The organism is Flavobacterium bizetiae (genome assembly GCF_902804475.1).
Lineage (GTDB): Bacteria > Bacteroidota > Bacteroidia > Flavobacteriales > Flavobacteriaceae > Flavobacterium > Flavobacterium bizetiae.
This window is the reverse complement of sequence record NZ_CADCSU010000090.1, coordinates 18744-35545: the sequence shown is the minus strand read 5'-3', so window position 1 is coordinate 35545 and position 16802 is coordinate 18744. Positions and strand designations below refer to the sequence as shown.

Annotated in this window: 16 protein-coding genes; 10 read left to right on the top strand and 6 right to left on the bottom strand. The window is 35.1% G+C overall.

Features of this window, described 5'->3' with window-relative positions:
- A partial coding sequence (locus FLACOL7796_RS11770; RefSeq protein WP_173970978.1) for an IS110 family transposase occupies positions 1–803 on the bottom strand: 803 nt, incomplete at its 3' end.
- 513 nt (positions 804–1316) lie between these two features.
- Between FLACOL7796_RS11770 and FLACOL7796_RS11765 the strand changes: the two genes are divergently transcribed.
- The 3 genes from FLACOL7796_RS11765 to FLACOL7796_RS11755 all read left to right on the top strand — a co-directional run bounded on the left by FLACOL7796_RS11765 (position 1317) and on the right by FLACOL7796_RS11755 (position 4222).
- A complete protein-coding gene (locus tag FLACOL7796_RS11765) occupies positions 1317–1907 on the top strand; it encodes a TetR/AcrR family transcriptional regulator (RefSeq protein WP_173970977.1) in 591 nt (196 codons plus the stop codon).
- 69 nt (positions 1908–1976) lie between these two features.
- Positions 1977–2426, top strand: coding sequence for a PaaI family thioesterase (locus tag FLACOL7796_RS11760; protein WP_173970976.1), 450 nt, complete (start codon positions 1977–1979; stop codon positions 2424–2426).
- A gap of 245 nt (positions 2427–2671) precedes the next feature.
- A complete protein-coding gene (locus tag FLACOL7796_RS11755) occupies positions 2672–4222 on the top strand; it encodes a DHA2 family efflux MFS transporter permease subunit (protein ID WP_173970975.1) in 1551 nt (516 codons plus the stop codon).
- A gap of 131 nt (positions 4223–4353) precedes the next feature.
- Here the strand turns inward: FLACOL7796_RS11755 and galA are convergent, their stop codons facing one another.
- Positions 4354–7185 (bottom strand): beta-galactosidase GalA, encoded by a 2832-nt coding sequence (galA, locus tag FLACOL7796_RS11750; RefSeq protein ID WP_173970974.1) that lies wholly within the window; start codon positions 7183–7185, stop codon positions 4354–4356.
- Between the two features lie 212 nt (positions 7186–7397).
- Between galA and FLACOL7796_RS11745 the strand changes: the two genes are divergently transcribed.
- The 5 genes from FLACOL7796_RS11745 (at position 7398) to FLACOL7796_RS11725 (ending at position 11793) form a co-directional block, all read left to right on the top strand.
- Positions 7398–7787 (top strand): hypothetical protein, encoded by a 390-nt coding sequence (locus FLACOL7796_RS11745; RefSeq protein ID WP_173970973.1) that lies wholly within the window; start codon positions 7398–7400, stop codon positions 7785–7787.
- 34 nt (positions 7788–7821) lie between these two features.
- Positions 7822–8688 (top strand): chromate resistance protein ChrB domain-containing protein, encoded by an 867-nt coding sequence (locus tag FLACOL7796_RS11740; RefSeq protein ID WP_173970972.1) that lies wholly within the window; start codon positions 7822–7824, stop codon positions 8686–8688.
- A gap of 58 nt (positions 8689–8746) precedes the next feature.
- Positions 8747–9250 (top strand): hypothetical protein, encoded by a 504-nt coding sequence (locus tag FLACOL7796_RS11735; protein ID WP_173970971.1) that lies wholly within the window; start codon positions 8747–8749, stop codon positions 9248–9250.
- 170 nt (positions 9251–9420) lie between these two features.
- The gene (lpdA, locus tag FLACOL7796_RS11730; RefSeq protein WP_173970970.1) at positions 9421–10827 is read left to right on the top strand and encodes a dihydrolipoyl dehydrogenase; all 1407 of its coding nucleotides are present in this window, start codon (positions 9421–9423) and stop codon (positions 10825–10827) included.
- Between the two features lie 210 nt (positions 10828–11037).
- Entirely contained in the window at positions 11038–11793 is a 756-nt protein-coding gene (locus tag FLACOL7796_RS11725) for an SDR family oxidoreductase (protein WP_173970969.1), read from the top strand.
- A 131-nt stretch (positions 11794–11924) separates the two neighbouring features.
- Here the strand turns inward: FLACOL7796_RS11725 and FLACOL7796_RS11720 are convergent, their stop codons facing one another.
- The 3 genes from FLACOL7796_RS11720 to FLACOL7796_RS11710 all read right to left on the bottom strand — a co-directional run bounded on the left by FLACOL7796_RS11720 (position 11925) and on the right by FLACOL7796_RS11710 (position 13392).
- Positions 11925–12398, bottom strand: a complete 474-nt coding sequence (locus FLACOL7796_RS11720) for a hypothetical protein (RefSeq protein ID WP_173970968.1) — start codon at positions 12396–12398, stop codon at positions 11925–11927.
- 23 nt (positions 12399–12421) lie between these two features.
- A complete protein-coding gene (locus FLACOL7796_RS11715) occupies positions 12422–12826 on the bottom strand; it encodes a lysozyme inhibitor LprI family protein (protein ID WP_173970967.1) in 405 nt (134 codons plus the stop codon).
- Positions 12827–12897: 71 nt separating this feature from the next.
- Positions 12898–13392, bottom strand: a complete 495-nt coding sequence (locus tag FLACOL7796_RS11710; RefSeq protein WP_173970966.1) for a TlpA family protein disulfide reductase — start codon at positions 13390–13392, stop codon at positions 12898–12900.
- A 251-nt stretch (positions 13393–13643) separates the two neighbouring features.
- On the opposite strand from FLACOL7796_RS11710, the gene FLACOL7796_RS11705 reads away from it, so the two are divergent.
- Together FLACOL7796_RS11705 and FLACOL7796_RS11700 are read left to right on the top strand one after the other, a co-directional pair.
- Complete coding sequence (locus tag FLACOL7796_RS11705; protein ID WP_055097872.1) at positions 13644–13946, top strand: ArsR/SmtB family transcription factor; 303 nt, start codon at positions 13644–13646, stop codon at positions 13944–13946.
- Positions 13947–13952: 6 nt separating this feature from the next.
- Complete coding sequence (locus FLACOL7796_RS11700) at positions 13953–15059, top strand: NADH:flavin oxidoreductase (protein WP_173970965.1); 1107 nt, start codon at positions 13953–13955, stop codon at positions 15057–15059.
- Between the two features lie 359 nt (positions 15060–15418).
- Here FLACOL7796_RS11700 and FLACOL7796_RS11695 read toward each other — a convergent pair whose 3' ends face one another.
- Complete coding sequence (locus FLACOL7796_RS11695) at positions 15419–16552, bottom strand: acyltransferase family protein (protein WP_173970964.1); 1134 nt, start codon at positions 16550–16552, stop codon at positions 15419–15421.
- Positions 16553–16802 lie beyond the last annotated feature (250 nt).

The following is a 16802-nucleotide window of genomic DNA, read 5'->3' as shown; positions in this document are numbered from 1 at the left end:
TTTTTAGATATTCTTGGTTTTCCTTTTACCGAAGTCCCTGATTGCTTCTCTTTTACATCGAGTCCTGCATAGCTTGATAATTGCGATTTGTTCCTGATGAGCTCAAAACCATTTGTTTCAGCCAAGACAATAACAGCTGTAAGTTCTCCAACTCCTGGTATGGTTGTTACTCTGTTTATAATTTGTTTTAAATCCGGATTTTCATTTACCAGAGAGTTAATATCTTCTTTGATTTCTTTCTCCTGTGAATTCAAAAATCGTATTCTTGCCTGCATTCTTTCCATGCTTTTTTGATTAGGTTTTGCTTCTACAATTTCGGCATGAATTTGATTTTTAATAATGCTCCTTTCCTGAACAATTTGATCTCTTTCCCGGGTTAACTGCTGTAATTCTTTGTAAACGACTTTTGGTTTGAACCAGATATCTAATCTTCTTTCTAATCCAAATTGAGCTATTGCCTGTGAGCAGCTTTTGTCTGTAATGGTTTTTAATTCCAGAGTACGCATGTAATTACTGATTTTATTAGGCAGTACAATACTTACTTCTAGTTTGTTAGTGGATAAATAATAAGCGAATTTTTGATGATATACACCTGTAGCTTCCATGACATAACGAACTGCTATAGAATTATCTGTCTGTTTCTCTGTCCATTCAACCAATGTTTTAAAACCAGAATCACTATTTTTAAATACCTTGTAAGCAAATAATTCTATTGAAAAATCATCCAGAAGATGTCCTAAGGTAACCACCAGTTCTTTTTGGGCTACATCAATTCCTGCTACTTGTTTTACTACTTTACTCATCTTTGTCTTTTATGTTTATTTATAAAGTGATGAATCTTCCCTCGTCTTTTCTCCTGGTTGGATATTCTGGATATTAAGCATTGCATAATTCCTTACATTCTGTTCAGACTCTAAAAGATAAAAAAGAATGAGGTAATTTCTTTGCGAGAATATGTTTCTTTGAACTATTTAGGCGCGAATGTACTCTCATTCTTTTCACTTTAATATGTCAAATTTACAAATATCTATAACTTGTAAATTAATTCGACAAACATAGGAGTACGCAAAGTTTTTTTATCGCAGATTGTCTTGACAAACGCAAAGAATGCAAAGCTTTGTCAATTAACTCTCTAAACTTTATTGCGAACTTAAAAAACTTAGCGAACCTTGCGTAAATCCTTGCGCGCTTTGCGGTTAAATTCTACGCCATTCTATTCTCATTTCAAACTTGAAACTTGAAACAAAAATAAATCATCAAAAAAAATTGCAAAATTATACCAATCGGTATATATTTGCATTTAAATTTTACCAATCATGAGTAAAGCCGAAAAAACCAAACAATTTATCATCGAGAAAACTGCTCCTCTTTTTAATATGAAAGGATACAGCGGAACTTCGATGAGCGATATTACTGAGGCTACAGGGCTTACAAAAGGAAGTATTTATGGCAATTTCGAAAATAAAGACGAAGTTGCAATCGCTGCTTTTAAGTTTAATGTTAAAAAACTACAAGATACTTTTTCAGCAGAAATCGAAAAGCAAACAACTTTTAAAGGTAAATTATTAGTGTACCCTAGACTGTATTCTGATTATTATGAGTTAAGGCTTACCAAAGGTGGCTGCCCGATTATTAATACCGCTACAGAAGCAGATGATACCCATCCGGTTTTAAGAAAGAAAGTCGAAAATACTATTCTGGCCTGGAAAGACAAATTGGTTTATTATATTGAGCAGGGCATTATCGCCGAAGAGTTTAAAGCCAAAAACATTGATCCTCAAAAAACGGCTTTAACTATTATTGCAATTATCGAAGGTGCCGTGATGATTACCAAAATCACTGGAAATCTTTCTCACTTATCTGATATTATGCTTTCGCTGGATAAAATCATAAACGACTTAGAATAATCGTACTATAGATTATTTTTTTGAATAAAAATATACCAATCGGTATTAAAATTAAATACTATTATAATAATGGAAAAATTAACGAGATTACAAGTATTACAAAACCACATCGACGGAGAATTTACAGCATCGCCATCGCCTTTTATGCTTTGGATGAAACCAATTGTTGTCGCTGCAGAGCAAGGTACAGTTACTTTTAAATACACGGTTCGGGAAGAAATGTCGAATCCGGTTAAGAGTTTACACGGAGGCGTAACCGCAGCCATTGCCGATGATTGCATTGGGGCAACAATGTTTTCGCTTGACGAAGAAACTTTTTATACGACTATCAATCTTGTTGTCGATTACTTTGCTCCTGCTTTTGTTGGTGACACTATTATCGCGAAAACAGCCATTATTAGAAAAGGAAAACAAATTGTAAATGCACAATGCGAAATCTGGAACAAAGATCAAACGAGATTAATTGCAAGAGCAACGTCTAACCTTCTTAAAACAAATATTGTAAAGAAAGAATTGTAACTCTTTCCTATTATCTTTTAAACACATAGAAACATAGATTTTACTTACTGATAAAGACGTTTCACTTGGCATTAATTAACATAGCTATGCTAAAGAAACAAGTTTCTTTTTTTACAATTTCTTTTCTATCAAAAACTATGTTTCTATGTTTTTAATTTTCAAAACCCACATTTTACAGATCACATTTCACAAAAGAAGCCCTTTTTTTAATCAAAAATATACCAATCGGTATAAAAATAATTATGATGACACCATTACACCGAAAACTGCTCATTTTTACAGTCATTCTGGCTGCAATCATGGAATTGATTGATATATCGATTGTAAACGTAGCGCTTTCGCACATGAGCGGAAACCTTGGTGCAACACTCGAAGATACTTCCTGGGTGATTACCGCTTATGCTATTGCCAATGTGATTATTATACCTATTACCAGCTTTTTGAGTGCTAATTTAGGCCGACGTAATTATTATATTGGTTCGGTTATTCTGTTTACGTTCTGTTCGTTCATGTGCGGACATTCGTCTAATATCTGGATGTTGGTCTTTTTCAGGTTCTTTCAGGGAATTGGCGGTGGTGCATTGTTGTCGATTTCTCAGGTCGTGGTTTTTGAACTTTTCCCAAAAGATAAACAATCAACAGCAGGAGCTTTGTTTGGTGCAGGAATTTTTATTGGGCCAACAATTGGTCCTACGCTTGGTGGTTATATTACCGAAAATTACGATTGGCCTTGGATTTTTTTAATTAATGTTCCAATTGGTATTCTGGTTATGATTTCCTGCTATTTCTTATTGCGAGAACCTTCTGTAAAACCCGAAGTTACAAAAGTCGACTGGACAGGAATTGCGCTGTTGGCCATTGGTATTGGTGCATTGCAAACCGTTCTGGAAAGAGGCGAAGTCGAAGATTGGTTCGAAACCCGATACATTATTGTTTTAACTGTTATTGCCGTCAGTACTTTATTGTTTTTTATTTATTGGGAATTATCGATAGATAAACCGGTTGTAAATCTTCGGGTGCTTAAAAGTAAATCATTGAGTATTGCCGCAATTCTGACTTTCGTAACAGGATTCGGAATGTTTATTTCGATTTACATCACTCCTGTTGTTGCGCAACGTCTTTTGAGCTTTTCTCCTTATCAAACCGGATTACTCTTACTTCCGGGAGCATTATTTGCTTTACTGGCTTTAAAAACATGCGGAACGCTTTTGCAAAAAGGAGTTTCTCCTGTCATAATTATTGCGGCAGGATTTCTTTTGTTCATTTATTTTAATTGGCGAATGTCCGGAATGACTTTAAACACAAGCGCTTCTGATGTTGCAACATCGCTTATTTTTCGTGCCTTAGGAATGGCTTTGCTAACGGTTCCGCTTACAATGCTGGCAGTTTCCTCTCTTGATGATAAAGATGTTGGTCAGGGTGCAGCGCTCAATAATATGATGCGACAATTGGGTGGTTCTTTTGGTGTATCGATTATCAATACGTATGTTGCACATCGATTTTCGGCGCATCGAAACGAATTGACTTCAAATATTACGCCTTATAATGTAATAGCGATGGACAGAATAAATGGGTATATAAAATATTTTCAAAGCAAAGGTTTTGCCTATAATGAAGCAAAACTAAAAGCACTTAAACTGACAGAAAATATTATAATGAGACAATCCTCTTTATTAAGTTATCGGGATGCTTTTTTTCTTGTCGGATTATTTTTTGTCGTGACATTGCCGCTTCTTTTATTTGTGATGAATAAATCGAAGAAAGCCAAAACGAATATGATTATTTCAGATCATTAATAATAAAGTTTAACGCAGATTTCGCAGATTAAGCTGATTTATTTCAATTAATGTTTATGAGCGAAATAATGAAAGAATCATTTTAAATCTGTGAATCCCGATAGCTATCGGGAGTGGCAAAACTTTAAAATCTATTTTTTCTTCTGACTAACGCTCAAAACACCTGCTTTTAGTCCTTTGGCGGAAGCCGAAACAATAACATCACTATTATTTTCATCTTTTTGAATAATAATCTGTGCGTAACCATTAAACAATTTTCGTTTCCACGGTTCTGATGGGGTTATTATCCTGATAATTCCGGGATCTGTGTTCATCACGTCCCAGTCTTTTACTTTTTGCAAAGGCGAAGCTCTTATGGTAATAACGTTGGTTCCTTCTTTTAAAACGGTTTTATCAAGATGGTACTTTTGAGAATCTTCTGAACTTGCATTAACTAAATTTCCGTTTACAAAAATAGACTCGTTTACTCCAATTTTTTTATAAAAGAAATCGACAATATTAGCTTGTACATTATTCTTCAACTCAAACTTTCCTCTGTAAATATATGCCGAAGCCTGATTTTTATAATCTCTGTCTTTAAAAGCTTCCTTCCAGGCATTTGGTTCGTCTAAAGCAGGCTGATTTGCAGCATCAACAAGTTGTTTTCTTTCTTCAAAATTACTTATGGCTACAAGATGAATATCATCTATAAACTGATCTTTTTCTAATGATGTTGGATCGCCATTTCCTACTCCTAAAATTTTTCCGCCTTTTATGGTAAATGTAATTTCATTGTTTGCCGTTGGAACATGAAGTCCATTTTTGTCTGTAACTTCGACCGTTATCACAGCAACATTTCCATTTGAAGGATTTTCTTTATCGACAGAAAGTTTTATATTTTCCGGATTTCCGGTTGTTTTTTGAATCTCCGTAAGGATCTTTTTATCGTTTTTATATCCAATTGCTTCAAGAGTTCCGGGTGCATATTTTACTTTCCATTCTAAATGGCCGTATTGCTCCATTTTCTTTTTGCCTAAGCTCTTTTTATTCAGGAAAAGTTCTACCTCATCACAGTTCGAATACGCCCAAACATCAATTTCTTTTCCTTCCATTCCGCTCCAGTTCCAGTGTGGCAAAAGATGCAAAACAGGTTCATTTCCCCACCAGGATTTCAAATAGAAAACATTGTCTTTCGGGAAACCGCAAACATCCATCATTCCAAAATAAGACGTAACCGATGGCCAACCGTAAGGCGTTGGTTCTCCGCGATAATCAAAACCTGTCCAGATAAACATTCCGGCTAGATATGGGCGTTCGGCATAAAACTTCCAGCCTTCTTCGATACTGTAAAAAGTAGGACGCGGTTTTTTGTCGTAAGCACTTTGATAATGCTTGGCATCATCTGTAAAATAAATACCTCGCGTTGCAAAAGTCGAACCTTCCTCTGTTCCCATTCCAGGTTGATTTTTAAAGGCATTTCTATGAGCATCGATATCCCCATTTCCCATATAATTATAGCCCATAATTTCTACAACAGAGGAGATTCCGCTTTTAAAACCGCTGCTTATCCCAACCGTTACAGGTCTTGTAGGATCAATGCTTTTGCTAAATCCCTGCATTATATTGGTAATCCGTTCGCCCACAATTCCGCCTTCAATATTCCATTCTTCATTTCCTACAGACCAGCAAAAGATACTCGGATGATTGCGATCGCGTTCAATCAGGCGTTTTAAATCATTCAAATGATAGTCGTTAATTCCCATTAAACGAGTTTCATCAATTACCAGCATTCCTAACTTATCGCAGGCATCCAGCAATTCCGGAGTTGGCGGATTGTGCGAGCAACGATACGCATTCGATCCCATTTCTTTAAGCTTTTTTATGCGATAATATTGTAATTCATCAGGCAAAGCAGCTCCTATTCCGGCATGATCCTGATGATTATTTGTTCCTTTTAGTTTGATTGATTTTCCGTTAAGGAAAAAACCATTTTCAGGATCGAACTTAATCGTTCTTATCCCAAAATTAGTTTCATAACTATCTGTAATTTTTCCTTCTTGTTTGATCTGCGTAAGCAAACGATACAAATTTGGCGCATCAAGATCCCATAATAACGGATTGCTGACTTTTATTTTTGAAGTATTTTTTACTGTTTTATAAAAATCAGGCGCCAAAATATTTTCAGTAATATTGCTCACTTGTTTTCCGGAAGGATCAAAAATGGTTTGTATAATTTCAATATTTCCTTTAAAATTTCCTTTGTTTTCAATTGTAACTTCAGCGGTTACTTCGGCATTATTATCCTGAATTTCAGAAGTTACATACGTTCCGTTTTGGATTACGTGCAACTGATTACTTTTTTGCAGATAAACGTGTCTGTAAATTCCTGCGCCTTCATAAAACCAGCCTTCTTCCATCGAAGCATCGGCACGAACTACAATCGTATTTTCGCCGTCATAATTTACATAAGCCGTAACATCATATTCAAAACCATTATAACCGCTTTCTTCTGTTCCGAGGAAATGTCCGTTGAAAAACACTTTCGAATTTCTAAAAACTCCATCAAATTTTAAGGAAATAATTTTCCCCTGATCGTTTTGCGAAATGTTGATTTTCTTTCTATACCAGCCAATACTTTTTTCCGGAAAACCTTTTCCAGAAGTTTTAAATCCATGACTATAACTTGCTTTTTCGCTAAAACCCTGCTCCACTGCCCAATCATGCGGAAGATCGAGTTTTCGCCACGCACGATCATCAAATCCTGGCGCTGCGGGACCATCACCAAAACCCGTTTTTGCTAAATAAGAAAAATAACCTTCGGCATGGCCAAAATCTTTTTGAGTATCGTATAAATGTCCAAACGCAAAACGCCAGTCCTTATCAATTACAATTAATTCACGATCTGACTGGTTTTGAGCGAATGAACCCATCGAAATTAAAACAATAAAATGCAACAGAATTTCTTTGAGAGAAATAGTTTTCATAAATATAAAATGGTTAGCTAGTAGCGATAAAAATAAGATTTTCAATACATTTAATATAATAGTATTTTATCAAAACCTAATCGTATATAGTTTCGTAACTATAGTGGAAAAGTAGGCATTAAAAATTTAGAATCATTCTATGGGCTTTACTTTATTAAATGATTCTGTTTTAATGTAATTTTATCTTAAAATTCAATTAAAAGAGTACAAGTATGAGTGTTATAAAAGACGAAAATACGCTTCTTAACACTATTAAGCGCATTGATCAAAAAATTGACAAACTAAATGATCAAAAAATAATTGCTTTTTTTGATTCATTGGGTTTAGCCGGAAGAGAAGATATTTCTGCAGCGGCAGATTTCCTTAAATGGGAAACAATTCTTGTTGTTGTACCTAACAGACATATATCGCACGAACTAAAATATTATAAATATTCGATTGCCAGACTTTCGTTTGTGACGAACCCAAATGCCAAAGAAATTCATATTTTTGATTTTAAGGAATGGGATAATATTACCCGAAACAAAACACAATTTCAGGTGAGAGAATTACTAAAAACTAGTTTTGGAGGCGTACGAAACAATGCTGAAAGATTAAATTGATTATTTTTGATCGTAATAGTAAATCATAATCAAGATGAAATGGATTACCAGAGAAAGGCCTAAAATTGACAGAATTGCATGTCCCTGGTTAATCCAAAAATTTGTAGATACCGAAGCGGAATTTATTTACGTTCCGTTTGATCAGGTTATGGCCAAGTCTAAAGAATTAGACGCCATTCCGTTTGATATTCCGGGAGTAGAATTTACGCACTATAATGACGAATGTACTTTTGATTATATTGTAAAAAAATATCAAATAAAAGATCCCGCAGTTTTAATAATGTCTAAAATCGTTCGTGGCGCTGATACGGACAAGCATGATATTGCCAAAGAATCTGCCGGTCTTTGGGCAATTTCGGCTGGACTTTCGCATAATATTACAAACGATTCCGAATTACTTAAAAACGGAATCGTGATTTACGACGCGCTTTACAGCTGGGCGACACATCTTTACAATCAAAATCATTTACAAAATAGTCCGTTTGAGAATTTACTGCACGAAGTTTACAATAAGTTTTTAAGCGAAAAAAAATCAAATCAAAAAACGCCTTCGTGGGTTAAGGATTTAAAAGAAATTATTCAGGATCAAATAGATGCGCAGTTTACTTTTGATTTAAAGAAAATCTCTAATGATTTAGAACTTAATCCTTCTTACCTGTCCCGTGAGTTTTCAAAATATTTTGAAGATTTAAATTTTGGAGAATACGTTAGAAAATTACGCATCGAAAAAGCCATAAATCTCATCCAACATTCGACTTATACACTTACCGAAATTGCTTATATGACGGGGTTTTCAGATCAAAGTCACTTTACCAGAATATTCAAATTACATACAGGTAAGAATCCTTCTTCGTATCGAAAAAATGCCCGAAAAAGTAATTCAGATACAAAAGGTAAATAGCATTCTATTACCCGTCATGAAGTTAAGATAGTTTTGTTTTTTCTAAAACCAAACTATCATGAATGTATTAAAACCCTTTTTTATTATTGCCTTATTAGCAGCAATCAATACAACTGCATTTGCTCAAACCACATACCCCAAAATCACAGGCTATTTTGGTATTTTGCATCCTATTGTAACGGTTAGCAACGAACAAACGAATCTGAATTTCAGAGATTATTATGCCGTTGGTTTCCCCACCGGAATAAACATTTGGAAAAGCTCAAAAATAGGTTTCTCTTTTGAAATTGTTCCCAATATAAAAGCCGAAGACGGACACGATAAAGTAACCAATATTTTATTTCATCCGGGAATTTTAGTCGCGTTGGGTCATGGCTACACTTTTGCCGGAAGAGCCGCTTTCGAAAGCAGCGGAAGATATGGCTTTACGCCTGTTTTAAACAAAACCATTATAAAAAGCGATAATTGCAGTTATTTTGTCGCCGTTCCGCTTCCGGTTCGGTTTGGTAATGATCATCCGGCCACTTTTACAGTTGGTTTTCAGTTTGGAATCGCTTTTTAAACAACAGTGCTTCAATACATTAACCAATAAAATTACTCTGATTATCTTCCGTAATAAAATATAATTCCTTATATTTCAAGGACTTAAACGAGATCCCATTTGGCTTATTTTATCTCAGCAATTATTGGGATTTCGTCGTTCTTTCGAAAACATAACTAATTTTTTATTCTATGGAAACAAAGTTTGATATCATTGTTATTGGTTCCGGACCTGGCGGATATGCATCGGCTATTCGCTGTTCGCAATTGGGTTATAAAACCGCTATCGTCGAAAAATACAAAGCATTAGGCGGCACTTGCACCAATGTTGGCTGCATTCCCACAAAAGCACTTCTTGACAGTACAGAACATTATCACCAAGCCGCAACCAAATTTGCTACACACGGCATCATAACAGGAAAATTAAGTCTTGATTTTCCTCAATTCATCAAAAGAAAAACCGAAGTTGTCGAGCAAAACATTGCCGGATTGAACTTTTTAATGAAAAAGAATAAAATCGAAGTTTTTGAAGGATTTGCCTCTTTTTTAAGCGATAAGGAAATTAGCGTAAAAGCAACAGATGGTACCTCATCAACGATTTCTGCAACCTACTATATTATTGCTACAGGCTCAAAACCGGCAACTATTCCGGGAGTTGAAATAGATAAAAAACGCATTATAACTTCAACCGAAGCACTTTCGCTTCCTGATAAACCCAAAAGCATGGTCATTATTGGCGGTGGCGTAATTGGTGTCGAAATGGCTTCAATTTATGCCCGAATTGGTGTAGAAGTTACTATAATCGAATATTTCGACAGCCTGATTCCAACAATGGACAAAGATTTAGGGAAAGAACTCAAAAAGATATTCTCTAAACAAAACATCAAAATTTTACTGAGCCATAAAGTACAATCAGCCAAAAATAATGGCAAAAATGCAACCGTTAATTTTCTGGATGCCTCAAATAATCCTCAGGAAATTACAGCCGATTATTGTCTTGTTGCCGTAGGTAGAAAACCTTACACAGAAGGTCTCTGTTTAGAGAATACCGCAATAGAACTCGACTCTAAAGGCCGAATTGTAACCAACGAAAAACTCCAAACCAAAGCCGAAAATATTTATGCCATTGGCGATGTTGTTGCCGGTGCCATGCTTGCCCATAAAGCCGAAGAAGAAGGCATTTTTGTCGCCGAAACCATCAACGGCCAAAAACCGCATATCAATTACAAATTAATTCCCGGCGTTGTTTATACCTGGCCAGAAGTAGCATCTGTAGGCTATACCGAAGAAGAACTAAAAGAAAAAGGAATTGAATATCGTGTAGGTAAATTTCCGTTTTCGGCAAGCGCCAGAGCTAGAGCGGCATTAGAAAAAGACGGTTTCTCAAAAGTACTTTCAGATCCTAAATATGGCGAACTTTTAGGCATGCACATCATCGGCCCACGAGCCGCAGATCTAATTGCACAAGGCGTTATAGGCATGGAATATGAAGTTACAGACGAAGATATGTTTAGAATTTCGTATGCGCATCCAACTTACTCCGAAACCCTCAAAGAGGCTTATATGATTGCATCCGGGCAAGGAGCTATAAATATTTAAACTCTAAATTTTAAAATTCTAAATTCCAATCTAGAGTTCTTAAATAAAAATTAGAAGTTGAATCAGGAGCTATTTCCTGCTATCCACTTGTATCTTTTGTGGCGAACCACGCCACAAAAGGATACCGCTTCTATCAGGGCTAGGACACTCATTTTCAAAATAAATCTTATGTAAAAACATTTTATAGTTCACAAAAACATCTTACCAAAAATGAAAACTTCAAACAACACCATTCTAATTACTGGCGGAGGATCAGGAATTGGATACGAGATTGCCAAACTATTTTCTGCAGATAATAAAGTAATTATTACAGGAAGAAATGCCGAAAAACTCGAAAAAGCAGTTTTGAGTTTAAAAAATGTAACCGGAATAGTTTCTGATATTAACAGCGATGCTGATGTGTCAAAACTAACCAAACACTTAAATGAAGATTTCCCCAACCTTAATATTGTCATTAATAATGCTGGTTTAGCCCATTATTTTAAATTAACGGATGAAAATGCCAATGCCTTCGAAAAAGCCAGTGAAGAAATCCTGACCAATTATCTTTCGATTGTAAGGCTAACCGAAAAGTTATTGCCTTTGCTTCAAAAACAACCCGAAGCTGCTTTTGTAAATGTTTCGTCTATTGCTGCTTTTTCTCCGGGATATACGCTTCCGGGTTATGCGGTAAGCAAAGCAGCGCTTCACTCCTATTCTCAGGTATTAAGAGTTTCTCTCGAAAAGCACGAGAAACGACCGTTGGTAAAGGTTTTTGAATTGATGCCTCCTTTAGTAAATACCGAATTTTCTAAATCGATTGGTGGAGAAAATGGCATCAGCCCGGAACAAGTGGCTTTAGATCTTAAAAAAGCCCTTGAAACCGAAACCTACGAAATTCACGTTGGCGCCACAGCCGATTTTTATAAATTATATCTTTCTTCGCCGGAAAATGCTTTGCAGGCAATCAATGCGAATAGGAAATAGATGAATGGTTTCAGGTTTCAGGTTTCATGCAGAATCTTTGTCAAAGTTTAAAACTTTGACAAAGATAAATAAGCGAGACATTTAGATTCCAGGCAATTTGAAACCTTGAAACTTAAAAACAATCAAGTCACTTAAATTTTAATTTCAAAAATCCTGATAAACTTGCGTTCAAGTTTTTTTCTCTTTCTTTCCTCTTTCCAGCGTGAATAGAAAATGATAATGAGCAGAAACAAACTCACGATTGTAGTGGCTCTTCTAAGTCCTCTTCCAAAAAAAAGAAAGAAAACATTGAGCGCTATTAGAAAAAAAACCGGAGAAAATCGGGTCCAGAGTAACTGAAATTTACTGTTTGGCTCAACGATATAATTGATGTTAAGCCTGTTATTTATATTCTTGTAATTTCCTCTAATAATAAAATAAGTTGGTGAAGTCCTCGAATTGATCGTTAATCGAAAACTTTTCTCATCAAATAGTCCGTAAAAAGGCTTTATTCCGCCAAATCTGGGAAATATTCTAAAGAGACTTAAGTTTACTTTTAGAGAACCAATTTCTGTATTATTTTGTAATCTTGTTCTAAATTCAGCCAGACTGAGTTTTGATTCCATTTAAACTTTTTATTTTAAAGCAACTATATTCTTTTTATAAGTTCTTTGACTCTTGTAAAAACGTAATTTGCTTTTTCGTCAAAAACTACCATATCAAAATCACTGCTTCCTTCTATAAAATGACCTTCTTTTTTGGTGTCAGAATATACTTTTTCAAAATACAAATCACGTTTTTTGACCCAGTCTAATTGTTCCTTTTTTAATCGTGATTGTTCTTTAGAACTTAATTTAAGTTTTAAGTTCTTATAAGCAACATTCAATAAACTATCAGATTGATTGTAATATTCGATCGAGCAATTTTTCATTCCGCTGCCGCTGTTTAAACAAGTTTGGTAAGCGTTTTTTACTTTATTAACTGTCTCCATTGTTTGTGCATTACACTGAAATGCAACCAAAATAAAGAATACGAATGCTGATTTTTGAATCATGACCTGGACATTTATTGTTATTATCTTTTTTGAAATAGCAATATACTCAAAGTTTTAATTAGTTTGAGTTTTTACTGCGCTGTCAACAAACTTTTAACCATTTCGTTCAATGCATTTCCGTGAATATTTTTAGCCAGAATAATTCCGTTTTTATCTACTAAAAAATTCAAAGGAACAGATTGAAGCATATAATCTCCCACAACCGGAGATTTCCAGTATTTCAAATCACTTACTTGTGTCCATGGCAATTTTCCTTTGGCAATTGCTGCCAGCCACAAAGGTTTTTTAGTATCCATAGAAACGCTGTAAATGGAAAGTTTATCAGGATAAGTTGTATACAATTTTAATAATGCCGGCTGTTCTTTAATACATGGTCCGCACCATGACGCCCAAAAGTCAACTAAAACTAATCCTCCTCTTAAAGAAGAAAGTGCTACAAGATTTCCTTTTGTATCCGGAAGATCAATTTCCGGCGCAATATCGCCAATTTCGGTTCCTACAACCTGTGCTTTTGAACTGGTTACTACACAACAGAAGAATCCTAAAATAAGTAATGTTTTTTTCATAGTTTGATTGAGTTATTTATTTGGGGTTGTTTTAATCTCGCAAAGGCGCAGAGCCGCAAAGTTACAATTCTTATAAGCTTTATTCTTTGCGTCTTCGCGCCTTTGCGAGATTAATTTTCACAAGCAAATATAATTTTTCTTTATTAAAATTCTCCACTGTTTAATACAACTTCCTTTTTCTTCATCTTAATTTTTTGCCAAATAATTACCTCCTTAATTGGTATATCGGGAAAAGTCGATATATTTGCACCATGGAACCAATAGAAATTTTTAAGGCGCTCTCCAACAAATCCAGATTGCAAATGCTGGAATGGTTAAAAGAGCCTGAAATCAACTTTCCGGATCAGCTTCAGCATGCTGGATTTGAACACGGAGTTTGTGTAGGACAAATACAAGCCAAGGCTGGTCTTACACAATCGACTGTTTCTGAATACCTCTCTATTTTACAACGTGCCGGATTTATAGAATCTAAGCGTGTTGGACAATGGACTTATTATAAACGCAACGAAGGTGCCTTTGAAGCACTCAGTAACTTAATTCAATCTAATTTGTAAATTACTATGAGTACAAACAACCTGTTTTCGCCATTTAACTTAAAAACGTTAAATCTTAAAAACCGAATCGTAATGGCGCCAATGACGCGCTCTTTTTCTCCTAACGGAGTACCAACTGATGAAGTCGCAGCTTACTACCAAAAAAGAGCTGAAGGCGAAGTTGGTTTAATATTATCTGAAGGAACTGTTATCGACAGACCTTCATCATCAAATGATGCTAATGTACCCCATTTTTATGGAGATTTAGCCTTAAACGGATGGAAAAAAGTGATTGAAGAAGTTCATGCTGCAGGAGGACAAATGGGACCGCAAATTTGGCACATGGGAATTATGGACAATCACCACTCGGGATGGGTACCTCCTGTTCCTTTTGAAGGTCCGTCCGGATTAAACCGTCCTGATTTTAGAAATGGTGTTACCATGACTGAAAAAGATATTGAAGATACCATTCTTGCTTTTGGTAAAGCTGCTGCTGATGCTAAAAGATTAGGTTTTGATACGATCGAAATTCACGGAGCTCACGGGTATTTAATCGACCAGTTTTTTAGAGCTGAAACGAATTTACGTGAAGATATTTACGGTGGAAAAACGTTACCGGAACGTAATCGTTTTGCGATTGAAGTGATTAAAGAAATCAGAAAACAAGTAGGAAATGATTTCGCTGTAATCATGCGTTTTTCTCAGTTCAAACCTTCTGATTACAATTATAAACTAGCTAAAAATCCAAAGGAATTAGAAGCTTGGCTTACTCCTCTTGTTGATGCAGGAGTTGATATTATACACGCTTCGCAACGAAGATTTTGGGAACCTGAATTTGAAGAATCTGATTTGAACTTTGCAGGATGGGCTAAAAAAGTAACCGGAGCACCCACTATTACAGTAGGTTCTGTTGGTCTTTCTGGTGATTTCTTTGGTGCTTTTGCCGGAGAAAGCTCTGAGCCAACTTCTTTAGAAGAATTAAACAGACGTTTCGACAGAGGCGATTTTGATTTAGTTGCTGTAGGAAGACCTCTTTTATCTGATCCTAATTGGGTGGCTAAAATCAAAGCGGGTAAAACTGACGAATTGAAAGGTTTTAGTAAAGAAGCTTTAGGAGCATTGGTTTTAGAATAAATTTAAAAAAAAGGTACAAAGGTTCAGAGGCTCAGAGCGACAAAACTTTCCTGATTGAACTAAATATAAAAGGGATGAAACACAAAATGTTTCATCCCTTTTTTTATACCTAACATTTTGATTGAAAAGACACAAAGATTGAAATGATATTATTTCTCTTTGAACCTTTGCAACTTTAAACCTATGTCCCTTAAAAAAAAACAAAGGGATGAAAACATGAAATTTCACCCCTTTTTTGAATATCTATAACTAACAAAATTAAGAAATTCAAGATTTTTATATCGATTCAGAGTAACAAAGGTTCAAGGGGACAGAGGTTTTTCTTTGAACCTTTGTTACTCTGAACCTTTGCACCTTCTCTAAGATACTCTTCTTTTTTGAAATTTATTCTGAAGCCAGTTACGTACTGGTTCATCATAGAATTTCAAACATAAAATAGCAATTACAATACTTGAAACCAAAACTCCGATTCCGATCATATAACCGTCTTTTATAGCAACTTTATTATCAATTACCCAAGCGGTATACCAGTAAATTAGCGGGTAATGAATGATATAAATTGGATATGATATATCTCCCAGAGCTTTACAAATTTTAATAGAAAGCGCATTTTTTATCTCTCCTCCTGCTCCAATGGCAACAATTAAAGGAAATAAAAGGATAATAGCAAATGACTCGTATAAACCGTTCATCCATAAAGTATTTTCGTCTCCTATTCTTGGAATCGAAAAGATCATTACAATTAGAATACTGCAAATCCAGAAAGCGCCTTTCAGGTGAATTAATTTACCTAAACGTGAAAGCAAAACTCCCGCAAAAAATGGATATAATAAACGGGTAAAACCAACATTCATTTGTTGCAGGTTTAAAGACCAACCACCTATAACATCGCCATTGGGTCCGAAAACAGTATAGTTAACCAACATTGCTGCAAATATAAAAACAAAGATTCCTAAAACTTTGTTCGAGAATTTACGAAATACTAAAGCGTATAAAATATTGGCAATATATTCAAAAAATAATGACCATGCAGGCCCGTTAAGCGGATGCATTTCTCCCCAGCCCCTAATTTCTAATGATGGCGGAATTGGAAGCAACGTAAACCCAATTACCATCGTTACAATCACTTTCCAAACTTCCATTCCTGCAATCATCGGAAAAAGATTTGATGCCTGAAAATAATAAAAAATGGCTCCAATGATCATTCCCATAATAACCATGGGCTGCAAGCGAATTAAACGTCGTTTGTAAAACTCCCATTGCGACATTTTTGTCCAGCGATCATCATAGGCGTACGCTACAACAAATCCTGATAATAAAAAGAAGAAATCCACCGCCAGATAACCGTGGTTAATAATTTGTGCAAAACGGCTTCCTCCGTTATGGGCTTCTAAAATGTGAAAAATAACAACTAAAATAGCGGCAACTCCTCGTAAGCCGTCTAAAATTTCATAATGTTTTTTAGGTTTAATATCAATAGAAGATGAACTCATAAAAATATCTTTTGGTAGTTAAAAGGTTAGTTTTTTTTTGGTGGTCGCTAAAATAAGACTTTTTAATTAATCGAAAATTTCTGAGCAAAATTTTAACGCAAAACCAGTATTATCTAGCTATCTATTCCTGATAAAATTTTAAGCAATATTTTTTTGAACCATTTAAGATATTAAGAAAATAAAGCTTTGAAATAATATTGTAACGTTTAAAAAAGGTTTTTAAACTTACAGAAGTCAATTAATTCCCTCA